The organism is Streptomyces sp. NBC_01485, from assembly GCF_036227125.1.
Taxonomy (GTDB): domain Bacteria; phylum Actinomycetota; class Actinomycetes; order Streptomycetales; family Streptomycetaceae; genus Streptomyces.
In genome coordinates this window covers 4080184-4106929 of record NZ_CP109435.1, presented here as the reverse complement: position 1 = coordinate 4106929, position 26746 = coordinate 4080184, and the positions used below count along the sequence as shown (strand labels likewise).

Genomic DNA, 26746 nt, shown 5'->3' with positions numbered 1-26746 from the left:
TGTCCTTCAGGCCACTCGTTGGGGAGGAGGCGGACATTGGATGCTCTATGGCGTGACCCAGACAAGCGAGGCTCCCGCAGCCAAAGAGGATCAGAAGCCCCCCAAACGTGGCCGCTTCCCTCGCGTCCGCAACCCTCGCGTGCGGATCCATCGGGCCTGGTTCGTCGCCGCCGTCACGTTCGTCACGATCATCGGTGCGGCGGCCTTCCGCTCGCTTCCCGGGCTGCTCATCGATCCGCTGCACCAGGACTTTGGCTGGTCGCGCGGCACGATCGCGCTCGCGGTCTCGATCAACCTGGCGCTGTACGGGCTCACCGCGCCGTTCGCGGCGGCGCTGATGGACCGCTTCGGCATCCGGCGGGTGGTCGCCGTCGCCCTGACCGTGATCTCGGCCGGCTCGCTCCTGACGGTGTGGATGACGCAGGCCTGGCAACTGCTCCTGTACTGGGGCCTGTTGGTGGGTCTCGGCTCGGGATCGATGGCGCTGGCCTTCGCGGCGACGGTCACCAACCGCTGGTTCACCGAACGCCGTGGCCTGGTCAGCGGCATCCTGACGGCGGCCTCCGCCTCCGGCCAGTTGATCTTCCTGCCGCTGCTGTCGTGGATGATCACGCGCTACGACTGGCGTCCGGCGGCCGTGACGGTCGCGCTGGCCGCGCTCGCCGTCGTCCCCTTCGTGTGGCTGCTGCTGCGCGACCACCCGGCGGACGTCGGCCAGAAGCCTTACGGCGCAACGGAGTTCGTGCCGAAGCCGGCCCCGGTGCAGGGCGCCGCCCGCCGCACGCTGCGGGTGCTCTTCTCGGCGGTCCGCACGGGTCCGTTCTGGCTGCTCGCCGGCACCTTCGCGATCTGCGGCGCCTCGACGAACGGCCTGGTCCAGACCCACTTCGTGCCGGCCGCCCACGACCACGGCATGCCGGTCACGGCAGCGGCCTCGCTCCTCGCGGTGATCGGCATCTTCGACGTCGTCGGCACGATCGCCTCCGGCTGGTTCACGGACCGCTTCGAGCCGCGCCGCCTGCTGGCGGTGTACTACGCGCTGCGCGGCGTCTCGCTGCTGTTCCTGCCGATGCTGCTGGCCCCTTCCGTCCACCCGCCGATGATCTTCTTCATCGTCTTCTACGGCCTCGACTGGGTCGCCACCGTCCCGCCCACCCTGGCCTTGTGCCGCGAGCACTACGGGGAGGACAGTGCGATCGTCTTCGGCTGGGTCCTCGCCTCCCACCAGGTCGGTGCGGCCCTGGTCGCCTTCCTGGGCGGGGTGGCGCGGGACACGTTCGGCTCGTACGACGTGGTCTGGTGCGCGTCGGGGGCGCTGTGTGCCGCGGCGGCGCTGATGGCGTTGGTCATTCGGCGGAGGTCGACGGGGGCGGGGACGGGGACGGGGACGGGGGCGGGGACGGGGGATGTGGTGCGACTGGCGGCGGCCTGATCCCGTCCCGATCGGCGCACGCGTCGAACCGCCCACTTGTGACCACTTTGCGTATTGTATGGATACATTGCGTGACGGGTGCTGCGCTGTGCGGTGCTGTGCGGCGCCCGTTTCGTTGCTCTGTGCGTCCGTTGAAGTCTGTTGCCGTCGGCTGTTCGTGGAGGCGATTCGTGACATCACCCTTGGCTCGTCGTGGCGTGCTGAAGTGCCTGCCGGTCGTCGCCGGGGCGGTCGTGACCGGGGGTGCGACCACGTCTCACGCGGCTGCGTCGCCAGCTACCGCGTCGCACGCGGTGGCGCGGGAGGGGGCCGGTCCCGTCTTTCCGCAGCCGGAGATCCGTAGGACGCCGCCGTCCAAGGGGGCGGGGCGGTTGGACACCCGGTTGACCGTCGAGTTCACCGAGCGGGTGGTCGCCGGGGTCGGCAGTGTGGCCACGCGGACCTACGAAGGGTCGATCCCGGGACCGACGTTGCGGGTGCGTCCGGGGGACACCCTTGAGATCACGCACGTCAACGCGTTGCCGCCGAACACCGGGATGCACCAGGACATCAACATCCCGCACCACTTCAACACCTTCAACCTGCACACCCACGGCATGCACGTGGACCCCACCGGCGACGCGGACAACGTCTTCCGTGCCTTCGAGCCCGCCGACACGCAGGGCGAGACCACGACCTACCGCAGCAGCATCGCCGTCCCGGACGATCATCCGGCCGGTACGTTCTGGTACCACCCGCACCATCACGGATCCACGTCGACCCAGTTGGTGGGCGGTATGGGGGGCGTGATCATCGTCGAGGGCGACATCGACGAGGTGCCCGAGATCGCCGCCGCCAAGGACATCGTCGTCTGCATCAACGAACTCAAGCTGTCCGCCGGGCGGGTGCCGGACCTGACCTCGCACGGCACCTATGAGGGCCTCCCCTCGGCCTTCCTGGTCAACGGCGCGAAGAACCCCGTGCTGACCATCGCCCCGGGGGAGGTCCAGCGCTGGCGGGTGGTCAACGCGGGGCCGATCAGCGCTCACTTCCTGAGCCTGGGCGGGCACGAGATGCACCAGATCGCCTGCGACGGCATCACGTTCATGAAACCCGCCGCCGTCACCGGAGTGACGCTGCCGATGGGCGGACGAACCGACCTGCTGATCCGTGGCGGCAGGCCCGGTACCTACCGGCTGACCGGCGGCGGCGCCTCTGGGCCCCTGCTGACGCTCGTCGTCACCGGCGCCGCCCGCTCGATGTCACTGCCGGAAAGCCTGCCCGGCCTGCCCACCGGCCTGCCCGCGCCCACCCGTACCCGTGCGCTGACCTTCCGCAGCGACGAGAACGTCTTCCCGGGCGCCTTCCCGAACGCCTACCGCATCCTGGGCGACGGCGAGACGCCGCCCGCCGACAGCCGGGCCGGCCGACGCGATCTCGCCTGGGGCCGCTTCGCACCCGACTACGTCAACCAGCGCATCCGCCTGGGTGAGGTCGAGGAGTGGACCGTCGGCAACGACTCCCGCAGCCACAGCCATCACCCCTTCCACCTGCACACCAACCACTTCCTTCTCACCGCCGTCGACAACCGCCGCCTGGCCACGCCCGTCTGGCACGACACCGTCGCCATCCCGCCCCAGGGCACGATCACCTTCCGGCTGCGCGCCGAGCACTTCACCGGCCGCTCCATGCTGCACTGCCACCAGCTCCAGCACGGCGACGAAGGCATGATGCAGATCGTCGAGTACGTGCGCTGAGTGGTGCTCAGCGGTGAGCGGGGCCGGTCGGAGGAACTCCCTCAGATGAACCGCCCCTTGTGGAACAGCAGCGGTTGCTCGGCCGTGGCGTCGCCCCTCCCCAGGGCGTTCACCCGGCCCACGACGATGAGGTGGTCGCCGCCCGTGTGGACCGCGTGGATCGTGCAGTCGATCCAGGCGAGGGTGCCGGTGAGGCGGGGGGCGCCCGATACCGGGGCGGCGTCGTGCTCGACGCCCGCGAACTTGTCCGTGCCGCTCCGCGCGAAGGCCCGGCACAACGGGCCCTGGCCGGCACTCAGCACGTTGACGCAGAAGACGCCCGCGCGGGCGATGCGCGGCCAGGTCGTGGACGTGCGGCCGACCATGAAGGCGACCAGGGGCGGATCGAGGGAGAGGGAGGAGAAGGACTGGCAGGCGAAGCCCGCGGGCCCGGCCGCGTCGGCCTCACCGCCCTCGACGCCGGGTGCCGTCACGATCGTCACGCCCGACGCGAAGTCGCCCAGCACGCGCCGGAACTCGTCCGGGTCGACCGGTGCCCGTTCGTCCTCCCGGACGCACCGCAACTCGGGCCGTGGCAGTGCCTCGACCGGGCGGCCCACCTTGAGGTAACGGACGGCCGCCGCCGCCATTCCCGCATGTCCCATCACGCCTTCCATTGAAGCTGACGGGGTGTCAGATGGGAAGGGGAGTGCGGCGGTCACGGGGGTGCGGGGGGTGCCTTGGTGTGCCCTTGCATGCGCTGCGGGGGCGACTTGGGGGAACGCACGCACGAAGACGGGCCTGAAGTGGGCGGAACCCGAGGTGAGTGCGGCTGTCGCCGCGTAGGCGTCAGCGGCCCCTGAACTTCGGTTCGCGTCGTTCCGTGAAGCCGGCCACTCCCTCTCGCGCGTCCGCCGTCGTCATGTTGATCTCCTGTGCGGCGGCCTCGGCGGCGAAGGCGGTCGCGCGGTCGGTGTCGAGGGAGGTGTTGACGAGGTGCTTGGTCAGGGCCAGGGCGCGGGTGGGGGCGTTGGCCAGGCGGGTCGACCATTCGCGGGCCTTCTTCTCCAACTCCCCGTCCGGGACGACCCGGTTGACCAGGCCGAGGCGTTCCGCGTCCGGGGCCGTGAGCGCGTCGCCGAAGAACATCAGCTCCTTGGCGCGGTGGGGGCCGATCAGGCGGGGGAGGAGGTAGGCGCCGCCGCCGTCCGGGACCAGGCCCCGGCGGACGAACACCTCGATGAAGCGGGCCGATTCGGCGGCCAGGACCAGGTCGCAGGCGAACGCGAGATGGGCGCCGAGGCCGGCCGCGGTGCCGTTCACCGCGGCGACGACCGGTTTCTCGCAGTCGAGGACGGCGGAGACCAGGCGCTGCGCGCCGAGGCGAAGGGTGCGGGTCACGTCGCCGGCGACCCGTTCGCCGCCCGAGGAGCCGCCCCGCAGGTCCGCTCCCGCGCAGAAGCCGCGGCCGGTTCCGGTGAGGACCACCGCCCGGACGTCCGGGTCGGCCGAGGCCTCCGCGAGGAGGTCGATCAGGTGGTCCCGCATGTCGGGGGTGAGGGCGTTGAGGGACTCGGGGCGGTTGAGGGTGAGGTGGGTGACCTGGTGGTCGGTCGTCGTCCCTATCCAGCGCTCGGGCACGGTCGAGCTCCGTTCTGACGCCTCCGAAGGGATCCTCACCGGCACACCGCCAGCGCGTCCAACGCCACCGCCCCCTGTCCCCAGGGCAGTACGACCAGGGGGTTGATGTCGAGCTCGGCGAGGTCGTCGCCGAGTTCCAGGGCCATGCGCTGGACGCGCAGGACGACCTCGACGAGGGCGTCCAGGTCGGCCGGGGGGCGGCCTCGGACGCCGTCCAGCAGGGGCCGGCCGCGCAGTTCGGCCAGCATGTCGCGGGCCTGGTCCTCGCCGAACGGCGGTACGCGGACGGCGGCGTCGTGCAGGACCTCCACCAGCACCCCGCCCAGCCCGACCGTCACCGTCGGGCCGAACAGGTCGTCGTGGGTGACGCCGACGACCATCTCCACGCCCCGCTCGACCATCTGGCACACCAGGACGCCGTCCAGGTCCACGCCCTCGTACCGGGCGATGTCGGTCAACTCACGGTAGGCGTCGCGGACTTGGCTGGCCGAGGTCAGGCCGATCTTCACCAGGCCCAGCTCGGTCTTGTGGGCGATCCGCGCGCCGGACGCCTTCATCACCACCGGGTAGCCGACCAGGCCCGCCGCCCGTACGGCCGCCGCCGCGCTCGTCACCAACTGCTCGCGCGGGACCCGGATGCCGTACGCCCGTAGCAGCTGCTTCGCCGCGTGTTCGCTGAGCTGCTGGCCGGGGCGGATCAGGAGCTGCGCCTTGCGGAAGGAGGGGGACGGGGTGCGCGGGGCCTGGTCGAAGGGGGAGTGGTAGTCGCTGACGAAGCGGTGGTGGTCGAGGTGGGCGCGGACGGCCGTGACGCAGTTGGCGAGGGTGCGGAAGGTCGCCACCCGGGAGGAGCCCAACAGCACGTCGCGGTAGGCCGGTTCGGTGCCCACCGGCGAGCCCCAGATCACGCACACCAGCTTGTCCGTCTGCTCCGCCGCGTCCACCAGGTCCTGCACCAGGCGGTCGCTGAGCGGCGGGAACGGGCCGGTGATCGGGCAGATCAGGACGCCGACCGCCGGGTCGTCGAGGATCGCGTCGATGATCTTCCGGCCGCGCCAGTCCCCCACCGGGTGACCGCCGTTGTCGACCGGGTTCGCCACGTTCAGGTACTCGGGGATCCACTGGTGCAGCTCCGCCTGCTTGGCGGGCGACAGGGGCGGCAGGCGCAGGCCCGCCGCCGTCGCCAGGTCGGCCGCGTGGGCGCCGGTGCCGCCCGAGATCGAGTAGACGACGACGCCGTCGGCCTGCGGGGGGCGGGCCCGCGCCAACAGGGCCGCGGTGTCCTGGAGTTCGTCCAGTCCGTCGACGCGGATCACGCCGTACTGGCGCATCGCCGCGTCGACGACCTCGTCCGCGCCGGTCAGCTTGCCGGTATGGGAGGCGGCGGTGCGGGCGCCGGTCTCGGTGCGGCCCACCTTCACCGCGACGACCGGCACTCCGCGCCGGGCGGCCCGGTCGGCGGCGAGGAGGAAGGACCGGCCGTCCTTGAGGCCCTCCACGTAGCAGGCGATCGCGCCGACCTCGGGGCGCTCGGCGAAGTAGGAGAGGAAGTCGGCGGTCTCGAGGTCGGCCTCGTTGCCGGTGGGCGCCCAGTGGGAGAGGCGGATGCCGAGCTCCTGGAGGGCGAAGACGGGACGCCCCTGGTGGCCGGACTGGGTGATGAGGGCGATCGCCGGGCCGGGGAGGTCGTCCCGGAAGTGCTCGAAGGCGTTGAGGTTGGTGTTGGGGCCGAGCAGTCGTACACCGGACCGGCCCGTCCGGGCGACCGCAGCCGCGAGGCGCTCCTGTGCGGCGGCGCCCGCCTCGCCCGTCTCGGCGAACCCGGAGGCGAAGACGACCGCGAACTTCACCTTCGTCTCGGCGAGTTGCTCGATCACCGGCAGCGGGTCGGCGACCAGCAGCACCGCCAGATCGACCTGCTCGGGGAGTTCGGCGACGGACGGGAAGCAGGGCAGGCCGAAGACGGTCTCGCGGGTGGGGTGCACGGGATGCAGCCGCGCCCCCACCCGCTCGGCCCAGCCCACCAGTTGCCGGGTGACGCCGGTGTTCGGGCGGCCTTCGGTGTCCGAGGCGCCGACGACCGCGACCGACTCGGGCCGGAAGAACCGGTCCAGGTCGGGGACGTCCGCGTAGAGCGGCCGGCCGCTGACGTCGAGGTCGTCCGCCGCGGCCGGCCGGCCGTGCACGGCGGGCCCGGGCTGCTCGCCGCACGCGATGACCCGGGCCCGGCGGGAGTCGGTGGTGAGGGTGCCGTGGGTTGATCCAAGCATCGGTCCGCCCCGCTCCTGTGTGACGTCCTTGTGTGACCACCAAGTAACTGACGCTCTGTCAGGTTACATTCCTGACGGTGTGTCAGGAATGGGTGTGCAGCAGAAGGATGGAGTGGATGGGCCGTGGGCGAATCCGAGGGCGTCCGGCTACCCCCGGGCGGGCGGGCGGGTCCCCCTGGGTACGCGGCGGCGAGTCCCCTGGGTGCCCGGCGGCCGGGTCCCCCCCCTGGGTACCAGTTCCACGAAGGTGACACTCCCGGTACGAAGTGTCACCTTTTCAGAACTGGTACCCAGGGGGGGAGGGGACGTCACTGGGACGGCCGGGACCTGCCCGAGACCGGGACAGGCCCCGGAGCCCGCCGGGGGCTGACCGGCGGAGCCATCCGGGGGCTGACCGGCGGCGACGGCCCTTCGCGCGGCCTTCGCACGGGCCTACAGCGCCGCCAGTACCTCCTTCGCCACCCGCTCGCCCGAGCGGACGGCTCCGTCCATGAAGCCCATCCAGTGGGTGGAGGTCTCCGTGCCGGCCCAGTGGATGCCGCCGACGGGTTCGCGCAGGGACGGGCCGTACTGGGTCAGGACGCCGGGGGCGGCGATGGAGACGGGGCCGCCGCGCGTGTAGGCCTCGTTGTTCCAGCGTTGCAGGACGAAGGCCGTGGGGGCGGCGGCCTTCTCGCCGAAGTACGTCACGTAGTCCTTCAGTACGGCCGCCTTGACCTCGGCCTCGCTCGCCGCGTCCCACTCCCGCGCCTCGTCGGCCTCGATGAAGCCCATCAGGGCGCCGTAGGAGGCGTCGGGCGGGGAGTTGTCGAAGGTGGAGCTGACCACTCCGGTGTCGCTGACGACCTGGCCGTTGAGTCCGGCGGCACGCCAGAAGGGGGTGTCGTAGATCGCGATCGCCTTGCCGACCGAGGCCATCGGCAGCCGCTGGGTGAGCTGGTCGCGGGCGGCGGGCAGGAGGGGGGCGTACGTGATGCGGGCGGCGAGCGGCGGGGGTACGGCGACGACGACCCGCTTGGCGGTGACGGTGACGCCGTCGGCCGTGACGACGTACGTGCCGGCGGAGCGGGTGATCGTACGCACCGGGGCGTTGAGGACCACCCGGTCGCCGAGGGTGGCGGCGAGCTTGATCGGGACCTGCTGGGAGCCGCCGACGAAGCGTTGTTCCTGGGCGCCGTTCGCGGTCTCGGTGAGGCGTTCCAGGGTGCCGGGGGTCGACTCGTTGCCGGCGGCGGCGATGTAGAAGAGGACGAACAGGAGGGAGAGTTCCCGGGGTTCGGCCGAGAAGATCGAGGTGCAGGCCACGTCCATGAGGAACTTCGCCGACGGGACGACGGCGTTGGCGCGCAGCCAGCTCTCGAAGGTCTGGCGGTCCCACTCGTCGGCCTTGGCGGCGGTCCAGGGCGCGTCGACCGGCACCTGCTTGGCCATGTCGTCCAGCGTCGCCTGCACGATCGCGGCGTTGGCGAGCCCGGCCACGTCGATCGGCGGGACCGAGCCGAGGACGCCGTCGGTGGCGTACGGGGTCTTCTTGCCGTCCTTGTAGAGCAGGTTCTTGCCGGTGTTGTAGGTGGCGAAGGTGGCGACGCCGAGGGAGTCGGCGAGCGCCTTGACGCGGTCCTGGGTGGGGCCGATGAACTCGCCGCCGCCCTCGGTGACCCCGCCGCCCGGGAGGGCGAGGTTGACGACCCGGCCGCCCACACGGTCGCGGGCCTCCAGGACGACGACCGTCTTCCCGGCGGCGACCAGGTCGCGGGCGGCGGTGAGGCCGGCGAGTCCGCCGCCGACGATCGCGACGTCGACGTCCCGGGTGGTGGCCGCGGTCGCCGTGGTGGCCGCGGTCGCGGAGGCCGTGGCGGTCGCCGTCAGGGCGGTGGCACCGGCGGCCACGGCTGCGGTGCGGCCGAGCAGGGAGCGGCGGGACATGCCGGGAGCGAACTGTCTTTCACGTGCCACGTGCGTCCTCCGACGAGCTTCGAGTGCGAGAGGTGGGTGGAGCCGGACCTAAAAGGTGAACAGGGCTCACATTCTGGGTCCGCGCGAGGGTGTGGGGCAACGCTCTCGTCACATCTGGCACACGGGTAACTGAGGGAAGTGCAAAGGGAGTTGCAGGCTTCCGGCCTTACGGAGCCGCGGACTCCGTCTCCGCGTCGGGACGCCGTGCGGAGGCGCGTCGGCGGGCGGCCAGCGTGGTGCCGGCGACCACCAGGCCGACCGCCACGATCTTCGAGGCCTGGTAGATCAACGGGACGTCCGAGCCCGACCGGCCCAGAAACGCCCACAGCAGGAGTCCGATGCCCGCGAGAACCAGCAGACCACCGCCGACGGGACCGCCGATCCCCGACCACCAGTGCTCGGGCGATGCCCCCAACTCGCTGTCCACGCCCGGTACTTCACGTTCATCGGCTGTCACGTCTCGCACACTAGCAAGGTTCCGGGCGGCCTCGCCGCAGGGCCACGGACGTCACACCTATCGCCTCTCGGGGTCCGTCAAGGCCACGGACAGCGCCGGAGTGGACGAACTGCGTGCGGCAGCCGAGAGCAGTTCAGCTCCCGGCTCAGCCGGTCCCTGAGGGCGGTCCCTGAGGGAGAGCCACATCTAACGGAGTTGGCGGCGTACGGCCTTCGCGATCCGCTCCGCGTCGATCGCCAGCTCGCGGAGCGTGCCGCTGATGGGGGTGGTGAAGCCGGTGAAGTACAGGCCGGGGGTGTCCTTCGGGGGGTGGGCGCCGTGCGCCACGGGTCTGCCGCGGTCGTCGAGCACGCCGAGGTGACCGACCAGGCCCTCCAGCGCGCGGACGTATCCGGTGGCGGCGACGACGGCGTCCGGCGAGATCCGGGTGCCGTCGGCGAGTACGACCGTGGCGCCGTTCTCGACCCCGTCCGCGACGCTGTCTTCGGGACTCTCCGTGAATCCCTCCACGGCGGCCACGATCTCCACCTCGCCCTTGCGGACGGCGTCGATCAGGCCGACGTCCTGTACCGGGATGGCGCCGTCCTTGACGCGGGAGTAGAGGCCGGTGTCGGGGCGGGGCAGGCCGTGCGCCGCCAGGTCCGGCACGCTGAGCCTGGCCATCGGCCGCGCGAGCCGGTCGACGAGGCGCACCGGCAGCCGTCGTACGAGGACGGCGGTGTACTGCGCGGCCCAGCCGGCCGTCGAGCGGCGCACGATGTGCGGGGCGGTGCGCACGGACAGCCGTACCCGCGCCGCACCGCTCTCCACCAGGTCGACGGCGATCTCGGCGCCGGTGTTGCCGACGCCGACGACGAGGACGTCCCGGCCGGCGTAGTCCCTGCCGCTGCGGTAGCCGGACGCGTGCGTGAGGTCACCGGTGAACGTCTCGCGGCCGGGCCAGTCGGGCAGGTGCGGGGTGTGGTTGTAGCCGGTGGCGACGACGACCGCCGAGCCGACCAGCTCGCGCCCGCCGGTGGCGCGCAGCAGCCAGCCGGCGCCGTCCGGGGTGCGCTCGACCCGCGTGACCTCGACGCCGGTGACGATCTCCAGCTCGTGCACCTCGGCGTACTTCTCCAGGTACCGCACCACGTCGTCGCGGCCCACCCACCGCCCGAACCTGCGCGGCATCTTCAGCCCCGGCAGGGCGGAGAGGCGGCGGGTGGTGTGCAGATGCAGCCGGTCGTAGTGACGCCGCCAGGACGCGCCGACCCCGTCGCCCTTCTCCACGACGACGGCGCGTACGCCCTGAGCACGCAGCGCGTACGCGGCGGCGAGTCCGCCGGGGCCGCCGCCGATGACGTAGACGGGGCGGTCGGCGGGGTTCGCGGTGGTGATCGCCTGGGGGGCCGGGCGCGGTGCGGAGTCTTCCATGAGCGCGAGCCTAATTACGCGGGCGGTTGATGGGTCTCGGTCAAGAGGGGAATTGGTTGCGGATCGATCACGTGTGGGGGAGGGATGGGGGGAGCTTGTGACGTAGGCCGCTTGGTTGTGGTCGGACGGGGGAGGTGGCAAGGGTGCGGTCTTCCCGGGCCCTCGCCCGGCCCCTTCCTGGGCCCTGATGCTGTCGGCGAATCCCGCCTGGGCGATCCGGGCCATGGTGAGTCCGTGCCGGGGGCCCGGGTGCTGTCGGCCGCGAATGTGACACTTCCTGCCGGGGGTGTCACGTTTGTGGAACTGGGACCCGGCGGCCCGTGGATGCGCCGACGGTGTCCGGGCCCTTCCTGTGCCCTTCCCGACCTCGATCGTCTGACGTATCGTCAGATTCATGGACGCTCGTTTCGACGTTCCCGAGGTCGACGCCTTCACCCGTACGTACTGGGACGCGGCAGCCGAGGGGCGGCTGCTGATCCGGCGCTGCGGGGCGTGCGGGCGGGTCCACCACTACCCCCGGGAGTTCTGTCCGCGCTGCTGGAGCGAGGACGTGACCTGGGAGGACGCGAGCGGCCGGGCCACCCTCTACACCTGGTCCGTCGTCCACCGCAACGACCTGCCGCCCTTCGGGCACCGGACGCCGTACGTCGCGGCGGTGGTCGATCTGGCGGAGGGGCCGCGCATGTCCACGGAGGTGGTGGGGGAGGGGGAGGCCGTAGGGCAGGGGCTGCGGGCGGGGCTGGAGTTGGAGGTCGCGTTCCGGGAGGGCGTGCCGGTGTTCAGGCCGACGGCCTGAGTCCTGATTCGCTTCTGTAGTCCCTCATCAGTCCCTCATGTCCGCGAGCACGAAGCGTGCGATTTCCCGGAGTTGTGAAGCGTCCCGATCCGAGGAATGCGCGCCATGCCGAGCTGGAGACGGTGAGCGGGCGAAGGCCGCGGTCCTTGGAGTCGCGGATGTGCACACCGCGGCCCGGGCCGTCTGCGCAGGCTTCCACGCACGCGTCTTCGAAGTCGGTGCTGTACCTGCTCTTGTGCCAGCCCGTGAGTGGGAGCGGCATGGGGTCCCTCCTGGCAGTGGTGGGGAAACAGCACTGGCACGCAGCGGCCGAAGCCGGTCCCCGGGCCGACGGCGGACACCGTACGCGAGACCGATTCCTCGGGCATCGCCGAACTCCTCCTGGCACTCTCCGGCTTTCCGGAGTGAGGGCGTCATGCGCTCCTGGACCGACAACTCGGCGGGCTCGCTACAGGAGGTGGTCGGCCTTGCCCGCCTTGATTTCGAGGATGAGGGCGCGGAGGGCGTCGTGGGTGTCGGTGAGGGGGGTGTCCTCCTGCCCGGCGACGGCGATGTAGGCGTTGCCGGAGGGGTCGGTGCCGAGGCGGAAGCAGTTGTTGCCTTCGCCGCAGAAGGGGTCTTCCCAGGTGATGTCGGTCATCGTGGCGGGTTCCTCAGAGTTCGCGGGCGATGGTGAGCATGAGGTCGCGTGAGGCGGCCGGGGGCAGGGATGCTTCGTCCATCCAGTCCATATGGGCACGGTACTTGGTGAGTTGGGCTTCCGCGTCGGTGAATGTCGGCCCGTGTGCGGAATCCAGTTGAACGGTGTCGAGTGAGGGTACGGGGCCGTCGGCGTACAGCATGGCGTGCCCTGCGCCCGGGAAGTCGTTGACGGTGGTGGGGATGATCCGTACCTCGATGCAGTCCCGCTCAGACCGTTCCGCGAGGTGCATCAGTTGCTCTTGGGTTGCCTTGGTGCCGCCGAAACGCATCCGCAGCGCTGCTTCGTGGATGTAGGCAAGGTAGGGCAGGGGGGCGAGTCGTTCGAAGACCTTCTGGCGGGCCATGCGATGGGCGATTCCCAACTCGACCCGCAGCGGGCTCAACTTCGGGATGATGGCGGTGAAGATGCCTCGGGCGTACTCCTCGGTCTGGAGCAGCGCCGGTACGTGCACGAACTGCACGGTCCGCACCCGTGTTGCGTGCCATTCCAACTCGGCGACGTCCAGCATGCCGACGGGCAGAGTATCCCGGTACTCCTCCCACCAGCCCCGCACCTTCTCCTCGGCCATGGCGGCGAGCGCGTCGACGTAATTCTGGTCGGTGCAGGAGTAGTTGTGGGCGAGAAGGCGCAGGCGCTCGGCCGTGATGATCCGGACTCCGGATTCGATGTTGGAAATCTTCGTCCGGTCGATGCCGAGTAGCCCTGCGGCGTGCCCCGTGGACACCCGGGCTGCGAGGCGCATCTTTCGCAGCTCTGCCCCCAAGCGCTTCTGGCGCTCGCTGGGTGCGGCCCTTGGTGGCATGTTCACTCCTCCGGTGGTGGCACCGTAATTCTGCCGTTCTTGAGGCGTATCGGTCCATCGAACAAGTGCCAGTTCTGCCGAATCGGTGGCACTGTGTCACTCTTTTCCTCTACAGTCTGCAACAGCTCAATCACTGAGCCGTAACAACCATCCTGGAAGCGCATCACGCGTGCCCGCCCGCCATCTCCTCCCCCGGGAGGGGCGAGCCGCGTCGGGGAGACAGGCCACCGGGTGGGTTCCCTCCGTACCAGCCGTACCAGTCAAGGGAGTTGCTGTGTATCTCGACACCGGGGTGTGTCAGTCGCCGACCCTCGCCCCCGCCGACGCCCCGTTCGTCCTCGCCAGGCCGGAGGCCCTCTCCTTCAGCTTCACGCTGCCCGCCGTTCCGCGAAGTCCCGGCATCGCGCGGGCGGCGACCCGGACGATCCTGGACGCGCACGGCCTCGCCGACGCGGCCGACGCGACCGTGCAGGTGGTGAGCGAACTGGCCGCCTGCGCCTGCCGGTTCTCCTCCACCGCCACCGTGTACGTGTCGCTCCGCTACCGCGAAGAAGCCCTCCGCGTCACCCTCTACGACGGCCACCCCCGTCACGCCCACGCCCGCCTGGGCGCCGTCTGCGACCTGTCCCGACGCGTGTCCTTGGGTGTGCTGGACCACGTGGTCCGGGCCTGCCGCGGGGACTGGGGCATCGGCGGCGGCCGCGAACCGGGCGGCGGCACGCGCATGTGGGCGGTACTGCCCCGCGCGGGAGCCTGCGGCTACCTCCGCGACGGACGTGAGTTCCGGGAGGACCTGTGAGTCACAGTCACACCCGCTGGAAGCTGTCGCGGGAGCGGCGAGTCGTCGAGGGGCATGTCGAGCCGCCGGAGGTCGTCGCCGAGCGGGAGCAGATTCGGCTGGCGCTCGCGTTGGGGCAGCTGGTGCACGATCGCCGGGTGACCCTCGGGCTGACTCGGGCGGGTCTGGGCGAGCGCCTCGGGATGGACCCTGGTGATGTGGAGGCCGTCGAGCTCGGCGGAATGCTGCCGCTCACCGCGGACCTGCTGGTCAGACTGGCGGCGGCGCTGGATGTCACCGTGGACCTGCACGTCGTCTCCGACGGATGTAACACGGTGGTGCTCGAGGAGCGCGCTGCCTGACACAGCGGGCGGAGCGGAATGGCATGGAACGGCCCTAAACGGGTCCTAGTTGTACCGTTGAGTACATGGGCGCGGGTGCGCGACTGGGTGTTCTTGCGGGTACGGAGCAGGGGATCACGGAGAGTGAGATCTTCCGGCTGGGGCTGCTGCACGCGGTGGCCGAGCTGGACGGTCTGGGCGGGGCCGTCCATCTGCGCGGGCCGCTGCCGGCCCTGCGCCTCGTCGCGTCGGTGGGCCTGCCGCCCGCCCTGACCCGGGCCTGGGACATGGTCGACCAGGACGGGACGGCCGTACCCGCGCAGGCCGTGCGTCACGGGCGTGGCGTGTGGGGGGCGCCTGAGGCGCCCGGGGCGAACACGGAGCCGTTGCCCGGTGAAGGGCTTGCCTCCGTCCCCCTCTTTCGTGGGGAACGTGCCATCGGCGCGATGACGGTGGTCAGCGGGGTCGAGGGGGAGCCGAGCGAGGAGCAGTGGGAGTTTCTGCGGGCCGTGGCCCACTGGGCCGAGGAGCGGGTCAGGCACGCTCCGGCACCCGCCCCGCCGTCGGCGGCAAGGTCACCGGCGTCGGCATCGGAATCAGGGTCGGAATCGGCGTCGGCGCAGGAGGAGTCGGCCGGCAGTCGTCTACGGCAGGCCCTGCGGGACGTGCCCATCGGCACCTGGGAGTGGAACATCCGCACGGGCGAGCTGGCGTGGGAGGGCCACGAGACCGCCGTGCACGGTGAGCTTCCGGCGGACTACGAGCCCCGGGCCGAGGCCTGGATGAAGGCCGTGCACCCCGACGACCTGCCGGCGACGCTCGCCGCGGCGGAGCGGGCGGTGCGCGACGGCGTCCCGTACGAGGCCGAGTACCGGGAGCGGCGGCCGGACGGCAGTTACGGCTGGACGCAGGGCCGCGGCTGGGTGATCTACGGCGAGGACGGCGAACCGGCGCGCATGGTGGGCGTGGCCTGGGACAGCAGCGAGTCCCGTACCGCCCATGACGCGCTCGGCCGCGCCCTGCGGCACATGAGCGACGGGTTCGTGCTGGTGGACGACGACTGGCGGATCGTCTTCGTCAACCTGGAGGGGGAGCGCACGCTCGGCGCGCCCCAGAAGGAGCTGTTCGGGCGCGTGCTGTGGGAGCTGCCCGCCGTGCGGGCGGTGCCCGACCTGGAGGCCCGCTGCCGCGAGGCCGCCGCCGAGGCCGAGCCGGTCGGCTTCGACGTGCGGATGGCGGCCGGCCGCTCCCATCACCTGCGGCTCGTGCCGGGGCCCGACGGGCTCACCCTCTACCTCACGGACGTCACCGAACGGCGGCGGCGCGAGGCCGAGCGGGCCGCCGCCGAACGCGTCGCGGCGGAGCGCTCGGCCAGGATCGCCGAGCTGACCGAGGCCCTCGCCAAGGCGCGGACCTCGCAGGACGTGGTGGACGTGGTCGCCCGGCGCGTCCTTCCGGCGTTCGGCGCGACCGGCCTGGCCGTGGCCGCCATCGAGGGGAACCGGGCGCAGGTCGTCGGAGCCGTCGGCTACCCCGAGGCGCTGCTCGACCAGATCAACGGCCGGCCGGTCGGGGCGGGTGACCCGGTCGGGGACGCCGTGCTGACCGGCGTGCCGTCGTTCTTCGCCTCGGCGCAGGACTACGCGCGGCGCTACCCGCGACTGAAGGAGCGGCCGCGCCTGGCCGGCAAGCAGGCGTGGGCGTTCCTGCCGCTGACGGTCTCCGGGCGCACGTTCGGCGTCTGCACGGTCTCCTTCGACCAGCCCCGCCGCCTCGCCCACGAGGAACGCACCCTGCTGACCACGATCAGCGCCCTCGTCGCCCACGCCCTGGAACGGGCCCGGCTCTACGACGCCGAGCACACCCGAGCCCAGGAACTGCAACGCGGCCTCCTCCCGAGCCGGCTGCCCGAGGTGTCCGCGTGCACGGCCGCCGCGCGCTTCCTGCCGGCGGGGCAGGGCATGGACGTGGGCGGCGACTGGTACGACGTGATCCCGCTCTCCGCCGGTCGGGTCGCCCTCGTCGTCGGGGACGTGATGGGCCACGGCCTGTCCGAGGCGGCGACCATGGGGCGGCTGCGCACGGCCGTGGCCACCCTGGCCGACCTGGAACTGCCGCCCGACGAGGTCATGACCCACCTCAACGACATCGTCGGCGGCCTCGGCGAGGACTCCTTCGCCACCTGCCTGTACGCGGTGTACGACCCCACCGCCGGGACCTGCGCCATCACCCGGGCCGGCCATCCGCCCCCGGCCGTCGTCGAGCCCGACGGCCGCGTGTACTTCCCCGGCCGCCTGGACCCCGACCCGCCGCTCGGCGTGGCCCAACCCCCCTTCGAAACCCTCGAGTTGAAGCTCCCGGACGACAGTCTTCTGGTCCTGTACACCGACGGCCTGGTCGAGTCCGCGCACCGCGAGGTCGACCGGGGCATGGACGACCTCAGGCAGTTCCTGTGCACCGCCGACCGCACGGATCTCGAACGTCTGTGCGATACCCTCACGGCCGGGCTCCTCCCCGACGAGCAGCGCACGACCAGCGACGACGCGGCCCTCCTGGCCGTCCGTGTGCACGCCCTCACCCCCGACCGGATGGCCTCCTGGCAGCTCCCCGAAGAGCCGATAGCGGCAGGTCAGGCCCGTCAGCACATTCGGGAACAGCTCCGCACCTGGGACCTGGGCGACCTGGCCATGACCACCGAACTCATCGGCAGCGAACTGGTCGGCAACGTCGTACGCCACGCCAAGGGCCCGGTCAGCCTGCGCCTGCTGCTCAGCACCAGCCTGATCTGCGAAGTCTCCGACGGAAGCCTCACCACCCCCCGCATCCGTCACGCGGCGGACACGGACGAGGGCGGCCGGGGCCTGCAACTCGTCGCGGCCCTCAGCCAGCGCTGGGGTACGCGCTACACGGCGGCCGGCAAGTGCATCTGGACGGAACAGACCCTCTCCGGCGACACCCCGGAGGCCCTGCCCTGGGACTTCACGGACCAACTCCTCGCCGCCGAACTGTGAACGCCCTCTGCCCCGCATCCCGTGAGCACGAAAACCGCGTCACGTCACGGCCACAGCAGTTCCGTGGCCCACCTCCCCGTTCCCGTTCCCGTCCCCGCCTCCCGCCGGTACGCCAGCCGTACGTGCCGTCGCCGCGCGTCCCCCTGGAAGAACTCCACCGCGTCCGGCCGTAGCCGGTACAGGGTCCAGGAGGCCGCCTCCGCCGCCGGATTCCGGGACGCCCGCTCCCAGGCCTCCTCCGACGCCCGCGCCAACTCCTCCACCGAGCCCAGGACTTCACTCTGCCGCCCGGTCAGCGCGGCGGCCAGCGCGCCCGTCGAGCGGACGTGCAGGTCGGTCTGCGCCGCCTCGGCCGGAGCCACCGTGACGGGGCCCCGGACGCGGACCTGGCGGCCGTGCACCGGCCAGTAGAAGGTGAGCGCGGCGTAGGGGCGGGCGGCGAGGTGGCGGCCCTTGCGGCTGGTCGCGTGGGTCGCGAAGGACCAGCCGTCCGGGTCGGCGCCGTGCAGCATCACGATGCGGGCGTCGGGCAGGCCCTCCTCGTCCGAGGTGGCCAGCGTCATCGTGTGCGGCTCGGTCTGCCCGGCCGCGACCGCCGCCGCGAACCACTCCGTGAAGAGGGGCAGGGGGTCGTCGGGGGCCGACGCCGGGTCGAAGGGCGGCAGTTCCGTCACCTCCGGGTCCCACACCCGCAGCGTCCTCAGCAGTTCATGGAGATCTGGCAGTCCATGGAGATCCGTAGCCATGCAGCGAGTATGCGCGGTCCGCGCGGTCGCGCCACGGCATCAGTGCCGGGCGAACTGGACCCGGGTCGACTGCACGACGTCCGGGCGTACGGCGACCGCGTCGACGGTCAGTTGCTCCCCGTAGACGTCGGTGAGCCTGATCGCGCCGCCGCATCCGCTGCCCTGCTCGGACAGGAAGTAGTTGTACTCGGTGCGGGGCAGCGCGACCCACGAGCCGTTCGCGCGGACCTCCAGACGGGACAGCGGGTTGCGGTGGCCGATCGCCTGGACGCCGCACCAGTACTGGGTGGAACCGGTCTTGTAGCGGATCGAGACCGTCTCGGACGTGGCCGGGCTCAGCAGGCTCCACGTGATCGGGATCCGGCCCGCCGAGAGCGGCGCGAGCTTCGCGAACGCCTGCCGGCTCAGGTCGAGTTGGCCGGCCTCGCAGGGCGCCGGGCACTCGTTGGTGATCCGGACCGTCACGGACGCCCCGCCCGACGCCCGCACGAGCACATACGCGCCGCACGCCTTCGACGTCTCGTAGTCGGCGGTGTTCATCGCCGCGGTCATGACGTCGGAGGTCGGACCGTAGGAACAGGCGCCGTCGCCGTTGCCGACGTCGTAGGAGGTGGCGATGCCCTGGTAGTCGGTGCCGGGCTGGATCCGCCCGGCGGACGGCGCCGTGCGGGACCCCGCCCGGGCCGCGGGCACGGCGGGCTTGGCCGAGGGCCGCGCGGACGGGGTGGCGGAGGGGCTCGGGGTCGGGGATGCCGCCGAGGGCGACGCCGACGCGGATGCCGCCGCTGCCGTAGAAGCCGCTGCCGGCGTCGGCGCCCCGCTCACCTGTGCACCGGCCACCGGCTTGACCGTGCGCGCCCCGTCATCGTCCCCGCCGCCGGGGCGGAAGGCCACGACCAGGGACACGACGAGCACGACGGCGGCCACGGCCGTCACGGCGACCGCGGGGACGCGGACCGTGCGCCGGTCGGGACGGCGATCGGGTCGGCGGGAACGTCGGTGCGAAGAGGCTGCCACGGAGGAATCCTTACGCGGTTCGGCGCAGCACGTCCTGAAAAGCTCCGGAAAGCTCCTGGGGTGTTCCTTGGCTGGGTAGCTCCCGGAGTGTTTCTGGAGTGTTCCTGGACGTGCTCTGAGAAAGCTGTCGTCTCATCAGTGGCCGCCGAACCCGAAAAGGTTGCTGCCTGCGGGAGGTGTCGGAAGGGGGCGACGGTCAGGCGCACGTCGTCGGTGGTGACCCCTCAGCGGGCGGCGAGGAGGCCGTCCACCAGAGCTCGGAGCCCATCCAGGTAGGTGTCCTCGTCGGTCAGCGGCGCCCAGCGGTCCGAAACCTGTGCCAAGCGGGGTAGTTCGGCCGGGTCGAGGTCGGCGAAGACTCGCTCCCGGTAGGTCGCACGGTCACTGTCTGCGCGCCGCCGGGCCGCTGCCGTCCGGACCACGATCTCTCCGGCGGTGTAGTACCAGATCGTGCGGTAACCGTGCACGGCCCGCTCGGGAGGCAGGCCGCATTCGACCAGGCCGTCGACGATCTGCTCGACGAACCACAGGGCGGACGTGGACATCAGGTCGTCGGCGGTCAGCACCTCCACGATCCAGGGGCAGGCGGCGAGTGCCTCGTGGATCGTGGCAGCGGCGACGACGATCCGCTCGCGAGGCCGGGCGGGCAGTTCGGGTCGGTGGAGCGTCCGCGCGGCGTAGTCGTCCAGCAGCAGGACGAGCAGTTCTTCCTTGTTGCGGACGTGGTGGTAGAGAGCCATCGGCGTACTGCCGATCTCTGTGGCCAGCCGCCGCATGGTCAGCCGGTCCACGCCTTCCGCGGCCACGATCCGGCGGGCCGTCTCGACGACCTCCTCGCGGGAGATGCGGGGCGGTCGGCCGGGGGTTCTGCGCGGTGCGGACGGTTGCGGCATGCCCTCATCCTCCCCCAGGTGTCGACAACGGCGATCCTCCGAGGCTATTTTCCTTACATGTACAAAAACTTACGGGGGCGTCCCGGCGTGGTGCTGACGGCGGTGGCCGTCGCCCAGTTCGCCGTCGCTCTGGACCTGTCGGTGGTCAACGTCGCACTGCCCGCGATCCGCACCGCGCTGGGGTTCGCGCCGCTCGGCCTGTCGTGGGTCGTGCACGCATACGCGCTCACACTCGGCGGATTCCTGCTGCTGGGGGGCCGCGCATGCGACCTGTACGGCCGGCGGCGGCTGTTCGTGCTCGGCATGGTGGTCTTCGGGCTGTGCTCGCTGGCGGGCGGCCTGGCCCAGGCATCCTGGCAACTGATCGCCGCCCGCGCCGGTCAGGGCCTGGGCGCTGCCGCGGCCGCCCCGGCCGCGCTGGCGATGCTCACCACGACGTTCACCGAGGGCCCGCAGCGCGTGCGCGCTCTCGGGGTGTGGAGCGGGGTGAACGCCGCGGGGGGAGCGCTGGGCGTGCTGGCGGGCGGGCTGCTGACCGAGTACGCGGGTTGGCGCTGGGTGATGCTGATCAATCTGCCCATCGTGGCGGTCGCTCTCGCGCTGGTTCCCGCAGGCGTGCCCGCGGAAGCACGCCCCGCCCGGCGCGAGAGGCTGGACGTGCTCGGCGCCGTCCTGGCGACCGGGGGAGCCGGGCTGCTGGTGCTCGGTGTCGTCCGCACCGATGCCCAAGGGTGGGGATCACCGGCCACTTTGGCGATGCTCGTCGCCGCAGCCATGCTCCTGGCCGCCTTCGTCTTCGCCGAATCCAGGGCTCCCGCACCGCTGTTGCGCCTCGGCCTGCTGCGCAGCCGCTGGGTCGCCGGCGCCAACGTGCTGGTGTTCTTCTCCACGGCCGGGCAGTTCGCGGCGTTCTACTTCGTGTCCCTGTACATGCAGCAGGTTCTGGGCATGGGTCCCGCAGCGACCGGCGCCGCGTTCCTGCCCTTCTCCGCGAGTCTGGTCGCGGGCACCCTCGTCGCGACCCGCGTCACCGCGACACGCACCCCCCGTGCGTCTCTGGTGCCCGGGGCCCTGCTGGCTGCCGCAGGCCTGGCCTGGTTCGCCTTCATCAGTCCCGACGGCGGCTTCCTGACCGACGTGCTCGGCCCCTGCGTCATCACCGGCGTCGGGGTCGGACTGGTCATCGCCCCGATCGTCGCCGCCGCGACCACCGGCGTCGCCGCCCGCGAGGCCGGCATGGCCTCCGGCCTCATGAACAGCTCCCGCCAACTCGGAGGCTGCATCGGCCTGGCCGCCCTGACCACCCTCGCCACACACCGCACCGGCACGGCCACCGACCCCGCCGCGCTCAACGACGGCTATGCCCTGGGCCTCGCCGTCGCCGCCGCCCTCTTCGTTCTCGCGGCGGTCGTGGCGATCGGCGTGCTGCCCCGCCGCCGGGCCGACACACCTGACCTGCGACCCGCCGCCCCTGCGGAGAACCGACTGGAAGGAACGCCGTCATGACGACGACAACACCCATCTCATCCACGAACCCCATTGACCCCGTCGACCTGTTCGCCTCGGCGCTGCACATTCACCCCGACGGCGATGTCCGGGTCGCCGAACGGCGGATGACGAGCGGCGACTCCGGCGCCTGGCAGATCGCGACGTTCCATGTGGAGACCGACGCCGACGTTCACGCCGACCACTGGGAGATGCACCCGGAGGCCGAGGAGGCGGTGTGCTGCCTGACCGGCGGCATCCGCCTCTACTTCCGTCCCGCCAGGCCCGACTGCGGTGAGGACATGGTGCGGCTGCGGGCAGGCACCGCCGCGATCGTCCTCCGTGGTCGCTGGCACCGCCTGGAGCTGGACGCTCCCACTGACCTGACATCACGGCGGGCGGCCCGGAGCAGCGCCCGCAGGCGGTAGATGGGTCCGCTCGTCCCGCGCCGTGGTGGACGGTGAGCGCCACGGGGATGTGTCTCCGCAGGAGGGTCTGGGTTACCGGTGGTTCATGCCTCGTCGCGGTGGGTGAGGTGGCCGTCGGTGAGTCGCCAGTAGTGCTGGTGAGGGGTCAGGCGCCAGGTCTCGTCGGCGGTGATCGCCTGCGTGATCCATTCGAGGAGCTGGGGGAGGGCCTGTGCCCGTAGGACGGCGCGGGTGGCGGCGCGTTCGGTGGCGTCGACCGGGTGGACGTCGATACGGACGCCGATCGAGTCCGGGTGGATGCTTCTGCCGTAGTTGTGGGGGTGCGGAGCGACCCATGCGGCGCCCAGCATGATGGTTCCGTCGTCCTGCCCGCTGAGGAACCTCATCTCCGTGACGTGGGCCATGGCGGTGCCGAGACACTCGTTGATGTCGGTGGTGGTCAGTGGCCAGGCGCGGTTCCTGGGCAGTCTTCGTTTGCGTGCGGACATGGGGAGAAGACTGACAGCCGTTCCTCCGCCGGGTCCTCGGGGACGGGCGGCGGAAGCTGTCGCAGACCTCAGTCCCGCCCCAGCACCACCGTCCCCGACGAGCAGAACCACCCGCCGGTTCCGGATGCCACCCCGAGGCGGGGCAGCCCGCCGTCCTGTCCGTGTACCTGCCGGGCCCCCGCCTCGCCCCGTAGCTGCCGTACCGCCTCCACCAGTAGGAACAGGCCCCGCATTCCCGGGTGTTGGGCCGACAAGCCGCCTCCGTCCGTGTTGGTCGGGAGGGATCCCGACAGGGTCAGGCGGCCCTTTTCCACGAAGGGGCCGCCCTCGCCCTTCGGGCAGAAACCCAGGTCTTCGAGGGTCACCAGCGTCATGTACGTGAACGCGTCGTAGATCTCGGCGAAGTCCATCTCCTGCGGACGCACCCCCGCCCGCTCGAAGGCCAGTCGGCCGCTCACCGCCGCCGGGGAGACCGTGAAGTCGTCCCACTCGGACAGGGAGGCGTGCGAGACGTGTTCGCCCGTGCCGAGGATCCACACCGGTGCCGTGCGGCAGTCGCGTACGTACTCCTCGGCCGCCAGCAGCACCGCCGCGCCGCCGTCCGAGCGCAGACAGCAGTGGAGTTTGGTGAACGGGTCGGCGATCATCCGGCCCGACAGGACGTCGTCGACCGTGATCGGGTCACGGAACATCGCCTCCGGGTTCAGGGCCGCGTTCGCCCTCGCCTGGACCGCCACCTCCGCCAACTGCTCGATCGTCGTGCCGTACTGGAGCATGTGACGGCGGGCGGCCATCGCGTACTTGGCGATCAGGGTGTGGCCGTACGGCACCTCGAACTGGAGCGGGCCGCGCGCGCCGAAGGCGAAGGTGCCGGTGCGGCGGCCTGCCCGGATGTCCGCGCGGGCCGTCGAACCGTAGGCCAGGAGGACCGCGTTCGCGTGCCCGGCGGCGATCGCGTCCGCCGCGTGCGCCGCCATCACCTCCCACGTCGCGCCGCCGACCGACGTGGAGTCGACCCAGGTGGGGCGCAGGCCCAGGTAGTCCGCCACCTCCACCGGGGCGAGGGTGCCGAGGCCTGCGGAGGCGAAGCCGTCCACCTGCGAACGGTCGAGGCCCGCGTCCGCCAGCGCGCGGCGGGCCGCCTGGGCGTGCAGGGCGTACGGGGTCGCGTCGTCCACTCGGCCGCAGTCGGAGAGGGCGACGCCGACCACGGCCACGTCGCGGGTGCCTGGTCTCCCAGATCTCCCGGGTCTCCCGGACTTTCCTGGTTTCCCCACCATGAATCTGACGGTACATCAGATGCTTTGGCGGTGGCAGGTGTTGTGGGTCCGGGGCGTTCGTCTCTTCCCTCCCCCTCTCCCCCTGGGCATTCGTCTCCCCCCGCCCTAATATGACGGACCGTCAGATACGGAGGGGAGCGTCATCCATGAACCCCAACTTCACCGCCGAACAGGGTGAGATCCGCCGCACGCTGCGGGAACTCCTCCACAAACGCTCCGGCCCGCACGACCTGAGGGCCGCCCTCGACACCCCCGCCGGTCACGATCCCGCCCTCTGGACCGCCCTCGCCGAACAGCTCGGCCTGCCCGGACTCGCCCTCCCGGAGGCGTACGGCGGCGTCGGCTGCCCCCGCACCGACCTCGCCCTCGCCGCCGAGGAGACCGGCCGGGCCCTCGCGCCCTCCCCGCTCCTCGCGACCTCCGTCCTCGCCGCGCCCCTGATCCTCGCCCTCGGCACCGACGCCCAGCGCGCCGGCCTGCTGCCCCGTATCTCCGACGGCACCCTGACCGCCGCCCTCGCCGTCCCCGCACCCGCCCTCACCGCCGCCCTCGCCCTGACCTGCGGCAATGGCGGTGACAACGGCGTTGGCAACGGCGGTGACTGGGCCGGCGGGGGGCGGGCCGGGGGCGTCCAGGCCCGTCGGGCGGGAGACGGCCGCTGGCGGCTGTACGGGGAGGCCGCGCAGGTGCTCGACGGGCACAGCGCCGGGCTGCTGGTCGTCGCCGCGCACGCCGGGGGGTTCGCCCGGTCCCGCACCCTGCTGTTCCTGGTGGCGGGGGACGCCGCCGGGCTCGTACGCACCCGGCAGACCGCCCTGGACGCGACCCGGTCGCAGGCCCGTGTCCAACTCCGCTATGTCGAAGCCGAGTTGCTGGGGAGCGAGGCGGCAGGCATTTCCGAAGCCCTGTCCCGCACCGGGGACTTCGCCGCCGCGTTCCTCGCCTGTGAGGCCGTCGGGGCCGCCGATCGTGTGGTGGAGCGCACCGTCGAGTACCTCGGGCAGCGGGAGCAGTTCGGGCGGGCCATCGGCTCCTTCCAGGCCGTGCAGCACCGGCTGGCCGATGTGTACGTGCAGGCCCAGGCCGCCCGGTCCGCCGCCTACTACGCCGCCTGGGCGGCAGGCCAGGACGGTCAGGGCGATGGTGGTGGGGAGCGGGTCGGTGGGCTTGCCCTCGCGCAGGCCCTGGAGGCGTTGCGTCGGGCCGCCGCCGAGGGCATCCAGTTGCACGGCGGTATCGGTTTCACCTGGGAGCACGAGGCCCACCTGTACTTCAAGCGGGCCGCCGGCGACGAGTTGCTGTTCGGGCCCGTGCACCGGCTCCGCGCCCACGCGGCCGACCAGGCACGGCTCTTCGAGCGGACGGAGGTCTCGGTGTGAGCGGTATGGGCGGTAGGGGCGGTAGGGGCGGAGTGAGCGGAGTGATCAGTGGAGTCGGTGCGGTCGGCGTCCGTCTGGTTCAGAAGGTGTCCTCGACCCGGGGCTTCGCGAAAGTCGCCCCGCACGTCATCCCCGCACTCGACCGGGCCGTCCACCGGCTCACCCGGGGAAAAGTGCTGCTCAGCGCCCAGATGCTGCCGGGGGTGATCCTGACCTGCACCGGCGCGCGGAGCGGGCGGCCGCGTCGGACGCCGCTGGCCTGCATGCCCGAGGAGGGCGGCGGGAGCTGGATCCTCACCGGCTCCAACTTCGGCCGCACCGGGCACCCCGCCTGGACCGCCAACCTCCTGGCCCACCCCGACGCCGAGATCAACTGGAAGGGCACGCACATCCCGGTGACGGCCGTGCTGCTCGCGGGGGAGGACCGGGCGGCCGTCTGGAAGGCGCTGCTGGCGTTCTGGCCGCCGTACGCGACGTATCAGGCGCGGGTGGAGCGGGAGATACGGCTGTTCCGGATCACGCCCAGGCCATAGACGGCCTCATGGCCGCTGGAGTCGCATGGAGTTGGAGTTGGCGTCGATGTTGGCGTTGGCGTTGCCCGCACAGCGCGGCAAGCGGCGGCCCATCCGGGACGGACGGTCGGGGCCGGCGAATGAACGACCGACCGCCCGACCGAGCGACCGGGTGAACCGCCGCCTGGCAGACAGGACTTGACGTAGGAGTGGAGTCTTGGCGTAAGAGTGGCGTCGCGCGGGGGCGGGGCTACTTCGTCGGCTTCTTGCCGGTGATGCCCAGGTGCACCAACAGCGCCAGGTTCGGCTTGAGTTCAGCCTGCTTGACGCCCCACGCCTGGAAGCCCTTCTGGTGCGAGGCGACCGCCGCGAGCATCGCGACGAGCGCACCGGCGACGGCGCCCGGGTTCACGTCCTTGTCGACCTTGCCCTTGGACTGCAACTCGGCGACCGCGTCCGACAGGGAGTTGTTCACCGAGTTGAGGATCTTCATGCGGAGTTTGTAGAAGCGCTTGTCGCCCTCCGCCGCACCGAGATCGACGACTCTGAGGATCGCGTCGTGCTTCCGCCAGAACTCCAGGAAACCGTCGACGAGTTCCTGTGCCGTCTGCCAGCCCGCCTTGCCGACCCACGACCGGCCCGTGACCAGAGCGGTCAACTCGGCTCCCTCGGCGGCCATTTGCTCGGCGATCTCCAGGACGGCACCCTCGACGTCCGGGAAGTACTGGTAGAACGTCGCGGGCGAAGTACCCGCCTTCCGGGCGACATCGATGACCTTGACGTCCCGGTAGGGAGAGGAGCTGAGCATCTCGCTGAGGCAGTCGAGCAGCTTCTGCCGCGTCGCCTGCCCGCGCCGACCGGCCACGCGGCCGTCGACGGTACGCACTTGTCCTGTCATGCCGTCAGCTTACCGAGGGGTGATCGGAGCGCGATTCGGCCGACTGCAAATGGGGTGCGAGGGGGTCCGGAGGCGGGTGTGCCTGGTCGCGCAGGGTGTGCGCGCAGGGTCTGCGCGTCGCGTGAACCGCCGTTAGTTTGGCTGTATGGCCGAAAACAGGGCATCGGTGAACGCAGAGGGGCCCTCCGGGCGGTCCGGCGAGAGTTCCTCCGAGGGCGCCTCAGAGAGGCCCCCCGAGGGCCCCTCCCCGAGATCGCCCTCCGGGCGGTCCGGCGAGAGTTCCTCCGAGGGCGCCTCAGAGAGGC

The 26746-nt window shown here is 71.7% G+C and carries 25 protein-coding genes; 10 read left to right on the top strand and 15 right to left on the bottom strand.

What is annotated here, in order from left to right:
- The first annotated feature begins 52 nt into the window (after positions 1–52).
- Together OG352_RS18810 and OG352_RS18805 are read left to right on the top strand one after the other, a co-directional pair.
- A complete protein-coding gene (locus OG352_RS18810) occupies positions 53–1432 on the top strand; it encodes an MFS transporter (RefSeq protein WP_329218337.1) in 1380 nt (459 codons plus the stop codon).
- Between the two features lie 371 nt (positions 1433–1803).
- Complete coding sequence (locus OG352_RS18805; RefSeq protein ID WP_329218335.1) at positions 1804–3168, top strand: multicopper oxidase family protein; 1365 nt, start codon at positions 1804–1806, stop codon at positions 3166–3168.
- 41 nt (positions 3169–3209) lie between these two features.
- Here the strand turns inward: OG352_RS18805 and OG352_RS18800 are convergent, their stop codons facing one another.
- The 6 genes from OG352_RS18800 to OG352_RS18775 all read right to left on the bottom strand — a co-directional run bounded on the left by OG352_RS18800 (position 3210) and on the right by OG352_RS18775 (position 10884).
- Positions 3210–3812, bottom strand: a complete 603-nt coding sequence (locus OG352_RS18800) for a flavin reductase family protein (RefSeq protein ID WP_329218333.1) — start codon at positions 3810–3812, stop codon at positions 3210–3212.
- A 184-nt stretch (positions 3813–3996) separates the two neighbouring features.
- Complete coding sequence (locus OG352_RS18795) at positions 3997–4788, bottom strand: enoyl-CoA hydratase/isomerase family protein (protein ID WP_329218332.1); 792 nt, start codon at positions 4786–4788, stop codon at positions 3997–3999.
- Positions 4789–4823: 35 nt separating this feature from the next.
- Positions 4824–7058, bottom strand: coding sequence for an acetate--CoA ligase family protein (locus tag OG352_RS18790; protein WP_329218331.1), 2235 nt, complete (start codon positions 7056–7058; stop codon positions 4824–4826).
- Between the two features lie 432 nt (positions 7059–7490).
- Positions 7491–9014, bottom strand: coding sequence for a flavin monoamine oxidase family protein (locus OG352_RS18785; RefSeq protein ID WP_443072298.1), 1524 nt, complete (start codon positions 9012–9014; stop codon positions 7491–7493).
- Between the two features lie 166 nt (positions 9015–9180).
- Complete coding sequence (locus OG352_RS18780) at positions 9181–9471, bottom strand: hypothetical protein (RefSeq protein WP_329218330.1); 291 nt, start codon at positions 9469–9471, stop codon at positions 9181–9183.
- 186 nt (positions 9472–9657) lie between these two features.
- Positions 9658–10884 (bottom strand): flavin-containing monooxygenase, encoded by a 1227-nt coding sequence (locus OG352_RS18775; RefSeq protein ID WP_329218329.1) that lies wholly within the window; start codon positions 10882–10884, stop codon positions 9658–9660.
- A gap of 394 nt (positions 10885–11278) precedes the next feature.
- Here OG352_RS18775 and OG352_RS18770 point away from each other — a divergent pair, with 394 nt between their 5' ends.
- Complete coding sequence (locus OG352_RS18770) at positions 11279–11680, top strand: Zn-ribbon domain-containing OB-fold protein (RefSeq protein ID WP_329218328.1); 402 nt, start codon at positions 11279–11281, stop codon at positions 11678–11680.
- On the opposite strand, the gene OG352_RS18765 is transcribed toward OG352_RS18770, so the two are convergent.
- From OG352_RS18765 to OG352_RS18755, 3 genes are all read right to left on the bottom strand, one after another.
- Positions 11664–11942, bottom strand: a complete 279-nt coding sequence (locus OG352_RS18765) for a DUF397 domain-containing protein (RefSeq protein WP_329218327.1) — start codon at positions 11940–11942, stop codon at positions 11664–11666. The two genes, OG352_RS18770 and OG352_RS18765, sit on opposite strands and share 17 nt — an antisense overlap.
- A 186-nt stretch (positions 11943–12128) precedes the next feature.
- Positions 12129–12320, bottom strand: a complete 192-nt coding sequence (locus OG352_RS18760) for a hypothetical protein (protein ID WP_329218326.1) — start codon at positions 12318–12320, stop codon at positions 12129–12131.
- A 13-nt stretch (positions 12321–12333) separates the two neighbouring features.
- Complete coding sequence (locus OG352_RS18755; RefSeq protein WP_329218325.1) at positions 12334–13185, bottom strand: helix-turn-helix domain-containing protein; 852 nt, start codon at positions 13183–13185, stop codon at positions 12334–12336.
- A 274-nt stretch (positions 13186–13459) separates the two neighbouring features.
- On the opposite strand from OG352_RS18755, the gene OG352_RS18750 reads away from it, so the two are divergent.
- From OG352_RS18750 to OG352_RS18740, 3 genes are all read left to right on the top strand, one after another.
- Complete coding sequence (locus OG352_RS18750; protein ID WP_329218324.1) at positions 13460–13984, top strand: ATP-binding protein; 525 nt, start codon at positions 13460–13462, stop codon at positions 13982–13984.
- The gene (locus tag OG352_RS18745) at positions 13981–14325 is read left to right on the top strand and encodes a helix-turn-helix domain-containing protein (RefSeq protein WP_329218322.1); all 345 of its coding nucleotides are present in this window, start codon (positions 13981–13983) and stop codon (positions 14323–14325) included. Before OG352_RS18750 ends, OG352_RS18745 begins: the two co-directional genes overlap by 4 nt.
- 65 nt (positions 14326–14390) lie before the next feature.
- Positions 14391–17315 (top strand): SpoIIE family protein phosphatase, encoded by a 2925-nt coding sequence (locus OG352_RS18740; protein WP_329218320.1) that lies wholly within the window; start codon positions 14391–14393, stop codon positions 17313–17315.
- Positions 17316–17359: 44 nt separating this feature from the next.
- Here OG352_RS18740 and OG352_RS18735 read toward each other — a convergent pair whose 3' ends face one another.
- The 3 genes from OG352_RS18735 to OG352_RS18725 all read right to left on the bottom strand — a co-directional run bounded on the left by OG352_RS18735 (position 17360) and on the right by OG352_RS18725 (position 19971).
- Positions 17360–18061 (bottom strand): pyridoxine/pyridoxamine 5'-phosphate oxidase, encoded by a 702-nt coding sequence (locus OG352_RS18735; RefSeq protein ID WP_329218319.1) that lies wholly within the window; start codon positions 18059–18061, stop codon positions 17360–17362.
- A 39-nt stretch (positions 18062–18100) separates the two neighbouring features.
- Positions 18101–19078, bottom strand: a complete 978-nt coding sequence (locus OG352_RS18730; RefSeq protein WP_329218318.1) for an expansin EXLX1 family cellulose-binding protein — start codon at positions 19076–19078, stop codon at positions 18101–18103.
- 224 nt (positions 19079–19302) lie between these two features.
- The gene (locus tag OG352_RS18725) at positions 19303–19971 is read right to left on the bottom strand and encodes a TetR/AcrR family transcriptional regulator (RefSeq protein ID WP_329218316.1); all 669 of its coding nucleotides are present in this window, start codon (positions 19969–19971) and stop codon (positions 19303–19305) included.
- A 57-nt stretch (positions 19972–20028) separates the two neighbouring features.
- Between OG352_RS18725 and OG352_RS18720 the strand changes: the two genes are divergently transcribed.
- Together OG352_RS18720 and OG352_RS18715 are read left to right on the top strand one after the other, a co-directional pair.
- Complete coding sequence (locus OG352_RS18720; RefSeq protein ID WP_329218315.1) at positions 20029–21477, top strand: MFS transporter; 1449 nt, start codon at positions 20029–20031, stop codon at positions 21475–21477.
- A complete protein-coding gene (locus tag OG352_RS18715) occupies positions 21474–21884 on the top strand; it encodes a cupin (RefSeq protein ID WP_329218313.1) in 411 nt (136 codons plus the stop codon). Before OG352_RS18720 ends, OG352_RS18715 begins: the two co-directional genes overlap by 4 nt.
- Positions 21885–21967: 83 nt before the next feature.
- Here the strand turns inward: OG352_RS18715 and OG352_RS18710 are convergent, their stop codons facing one another.
- On the bottom strand, positions 21968–22372 hold the full coding sequence (locus OG352_RS18710) for a hypothetical protein (RefSeq protein ID WP_329218311.1): 405 nt from the start codon (positions 22370–22372) through the stop codon (positions 21968–21970).
- A gap of 68 nt (positions 22373–22440) precedes the next feature.
- Positions 22441–23652 (bottom strand): thiolase C-terminal domain-containing protein, encoded by a 1212-nt coding sequence (locus OG352_RS18705; protein WP_329218310.1) that lies wholly within the window; start codon positions 23650–23652, stop codon positions 22441–22443.
- A 146-nt stretch (positions 23653–23798) separates the two neighbouring features.
- Here OG352_RS18705 and OG352_RS18700 point away from each other — a divergent pair, with 146 nt between their 5' ends.
- Positions 23799–25031, top strand: coding sequence for an acyl-CoA dehydrogenase family protein (locus tag OG352_RS18700; protein ID WP_329218309.1), 1233 nt, complete (start codon positions 23799–23801; stop codon positions 25029–25031).
- 41 nt (positions 25032–25072) lie between these two features.
- Positions 25073–25564 (top strand): nitroreductase/quinone reductase family protein, encoded by a 492-nt coding sequence (locus OG352_RS18695; RefSeq protein WP_329218308.1) that lies wholly within the window; start codon positions 25073–25075, stop codon positions 25562–25564.
- 229 nt (positions 25565–25793) lie between these two features.
- Here the strand turns inward: OG352_RS18695 and OG352_RS18690 are convergent, their stop codons facing one another.
- Positions 25794–26429: a TetR family transcriptional regulator gene (locus OG352_RS18690; RefSeq protein ID WP_329223882.1), complete on the bottom strand. Its 636-nt coding sequence runs from the start codon at positions 26427–26429 to the stop codon at positions 25794–25796.
- Between the last annotated feature and the right edge of the window lie 317 nt (positions 26430–26746).

Coding starts and splice junctions, on each gene's coding strand:
- OG352_RS18715 (WP_329218313.1), top strand. CDS start 21,474: ATGACGACGACAACACCCATCTCATCCACGAACCCCATTGACCCCGTC.
- OG352_RS18735 (WP_329218319.1), bottom strand. CDS start 18,061: ATGGCTACGGATCTCCATGGACTGCCAGATCTCCATGAACTGCTGAGG.
- OG352_RS18720 (WP_329218315.1), top strand. CDS start 20,029: ATGTACAAAAACTTACGGGGGCGTCCCGGCGTGGTGCTGACGGCGGTG.
- OG352_RS18770 (WP_329218328.1), top strand. CDS start 11,279: ATGGACGCTCGTTTCGACGTTCCCGAGGTCGACGCCTTCACCCGTACG.
- OG352_RS18765 (WP_329218327.1), bottom strand. CDS start 11,942: ATGCCGCTCCCACTCACGGGCTGGCACAAGAGCAGGTACAGCACCGAC.
- OG352_RS18705 (WP_329218310.1), bottom strand. CDS start 23,652: ATGGTGGGGAAACCAGGAAAGTCCGGGAGACCCGGGAGATCTGGGAGA.
- OG352_RS18740 (WP_329218320.1), top strand. CDS start 14,391: ATGGGCGCGGGTGCGCGACTGGGTGTTCTTGCGGGTACGGAGCAGGGG.
- OG352_RS18725 (WP_329218316.1), bottom strand. CDS start 19,971: ATGCCGCAACCGTCCGCACCGCGCAGAACCCCCGGCCGACCGCCCCGC.
- OG352_RS18775 (WP_329218329.1), bottom strand. CDS start 10,884: ATGGAAGACTCCGCACCGCGCCCGGCCCCCCAGGCGATCACCACCGCG.
- OG352_RS18710 (WP_329218311.1), bottom strand. CDS start 22,372: ATGTCCGCACGCAAACGAAGACTGCCCAGGAACCGCGCCTGGCCACTG.
- OG352_RS18700 (WP_329218309.1), top strand. CDS start 23,799: ATGAACCCCAACTTCACCGCCGAACAGGGTGAGATCCGCCGCACGCTG.
- OG352_RS18760 (WP_329218326.1), bottom strand. CDS start 12,320: ATGACCGACATCACCTGGGAAGACCCCTTCTGCGGCGAAGGCAACAAC.
- OG352_RS18755 (WP_329218325.1), bottom strand. CDS start 13,185: ATGCCACCAAGGGCCGCACCCAGCGAGCGCCAGAAGCGCTTGGGGGCA.
- OG352_RS18790 (WP_329218331.1), bottom strand. CDS start 7,058: ATGCTTGGATCAACCCACGGCACCCTCACCACCGACTCCCGCCGGGCC.
- OG352_RS18800 (WP_329218333.1), bottom strand. CDS start 3,812: ATGGGACATGCGGGAATGGCGGCGGCGGCCGTCCGTTACCTCAAGGTG.